Below are 2,342 nucleotides of genomic sequence, written 5' to 3'. Positions count from 1 at the left end.
GGTGCGACAAGAAGTCGCTTTGTTTACTGTTGAACTTTGATTCAACCCTTCGTATTGCCGAAGGTTTCCTATTTCGACATGCGTTACTAGCAATGGTGAGGTGTGAAGCTCGAAAGACAATGTAGCCTTAAGTTCAACAGTGATGTTGAACAAACTGCAAGCATCATGCGGTTGGGCCCTAGGAATTAATGGTATGTGTAATTAACTGAACAGTTTTAACTGTCGTCATTATAAACAAGCTAAAGATGCTGACAAGCTTGAACCAAAAGGTGTGGTGGACAAGTTAACATGCTCTAGTCTCATGTTACGCAATTTAATGTGCCCCCGGCGGATTGACTGACACTAACCCATTATGTGAATAAAGTGGAACTTGGTAAGCCCGTATGCTCCCTCGTTGAGGTAGTTTCTTCGTAAGAATGAATGACGGGCATGCGGGTAAAGGACGATGGAGAAAGCGAATGCCTTGCTGTAATGGCAAGGATAGATGTATTGAACGTGACATCATGCGAAAGCATAGCCCACTTCCATCGAGTGGTTAATCACAAGAAATTTGTAATAAGATTTTAGCTTAGGAATGCAAATGAATTGCTCTTATGAACAATGTGCACCTATAAACGAAGCGCAATGCTGGTCTAACATCGATTGGAAGGCTGCAAAGCGCTACGTAGGATCATTGCAAGCGCGTATTGTGAAAGCAGTAAAGCAAGGGAGAAAGGGGAAAGTTAAAAGTCTGCAATGGTTATTGACTCATTCCTTTTATGCGAAAGCCCTTGCGGTTAAACAAGTAACGGAGAACAAAGGGCGTAAAACGTCTGGTATTGATGGCGAAACATGGCAAAGTGCTACTAAAAAATGGCGAGCAATCTCATCGCTCAAACGCTCTGGATACAAGGCAAGTCCATTAAGGCGAGTCTTTATTCCAAAGTCGAATGGGCAGAGAAGACCTCTCGGTATCCCCACAATGCTGGATCGTGGGATGCAAGCACTGTATTTGCTAGCCGTTGAGCCAGAAGTGGAGACAAACAGTGACGGCAATTCTTTTGGTTTTCGAAAACAAAGATCTTGCGCTGATGCGATCGAACAATGCTTCAAAGTATTGTGTCGCAAAGGTGCGGGAGAATGGGTGCTTGATGCAGATATTAAAGGATGCTTCGATAATATCAGCCATGAATGGATGCTAAAGCACTTAAGCATTGACAAACCAATCCTTTCACAGTGGTTGAATGCCGGCTTCATGGAGTCTGGCAAGGTATATCCAACACTTGCAGGAACACCGCAAGGAGGGATAATCTCGCCGACGTTAATGAATATGGTATTGAATCAACTGCAAGGAACAATTGAAGAAGCTTCAGGTGTTAAAAGAGGTAAGCACCGTGAAATTCGTTCTAATGTTAAGAGAGTCTCTGTAATCAGATATGCTGATGATTTTGTTGTAACGGCTCATTCTCAAGCGTTTTTGGTAGATACAATATTGCCTTGTATTAATGAATTTATGTCCCAACGTGGTTTGGCATTATCGCCAGAAAAAACGCACGTTAGGCATATATCAGAGGGTTTTGATTTTCTTGGTCAAAATCTCAGAAAGTATAATGGCAAATTACTGGTCAAACCCAGTAGCAAAAGCGCTCTACATTTGATGAATAAGTTGAGACTTACGATCACCAAATATCGCTCTAGTCGACAAGACAGGCTAATTTTTCAGCTTAATCCAATATTAAGAGGTTGGTGTAATTATCACCGACACAGTGTCGCAAAGGAAGTATTTTGCAAGATTGACTCTGATATATGGTTGCTACTCTGGAAATGGGCATGTCGTAGACATCCTAGAAAAGGAAAACACTGGATTAGGGCTAGATACTTCCACTCTGTTGGTGCGCGTAATTGGACATTCTGCACCGGTGATAAACAAATAGCCTTATTTCGGTTAGCAGCAATACCGATTGTGCGACATCCAAAAATCAATTCCGATGCAAACCCTTACGATCCGACACATGAAACTTACTTTGAATCTCGGCTTGATGTGTTAATAAATTCTCGCAACAAAGAACGCCTGCATAGATTATTATCACGTCAAAATGGTGAGTGTTTGTATTGCAAAAGGAAAATAACGGCTAAAACTGGTTGGAATATTCACCGCCTAGTGCCTTTATATTTAGGTGGTGATAATAAGACGAGTAATACCGTGGTTGTACACCCTTCTTGCCATAACAGCATTCATAAAAGTAAAAATACTGCTGCGCCATCCTACATGGCGTTATAACGACTTGAGCGGTATGCGGGGAAACTCGCACGTACCGTTCTTAGAGGGCTGGGCTCGAGTAATCGGGTCTGGCTACTCGACA

At 42.4% G+C, this 2,342-nt stretch carries 1 protein-coding gene; it reads left to right on the top strand.

The features are described 5' to 3' along the window. The first annotated feature begins 580 nt into the window (after positions 1 to 580). Positions 581 to 2,260 carry a group II intron reverse transcriptase/maturase gene (gene ltrA / locus GTH32_RS19115; protein WP_203565565.1) on the top strand — a complete coding sequence of 560 codons (1,680 nt, stop codon included), beginning with the start codon at positions 581 to 583 and terminating at the stop codon, positions 2,258 to 2,260. Positions 2,261 to 2,342 lie beyond the last annotated feature (82 nt).

It is taken from the genome of Alteromonas profundi, from assembly GCF_010500865.1.
GTDB classification, from domain to species: domain Bacteria; phylum Pseudomonadota; class Gammaproteobacteria; order Enterobacterales; family Alteromonadaceae; genus Alteromonas; species Alteromonas profundi.
Note: the sequence above shows the minus strand (reverse complement) of the source record. Positions and strands in the feature narration are given on the sequence as shown.

What these genes read in the sequence shown, in the direction of transcription:
- ltrA (WP_203565565.1), top strand. Translation starts at nt 581, where the DNA reads ATGAATTGCTCTTATGAACAATGTGCACCTATAAACGAAGCGCAATGC.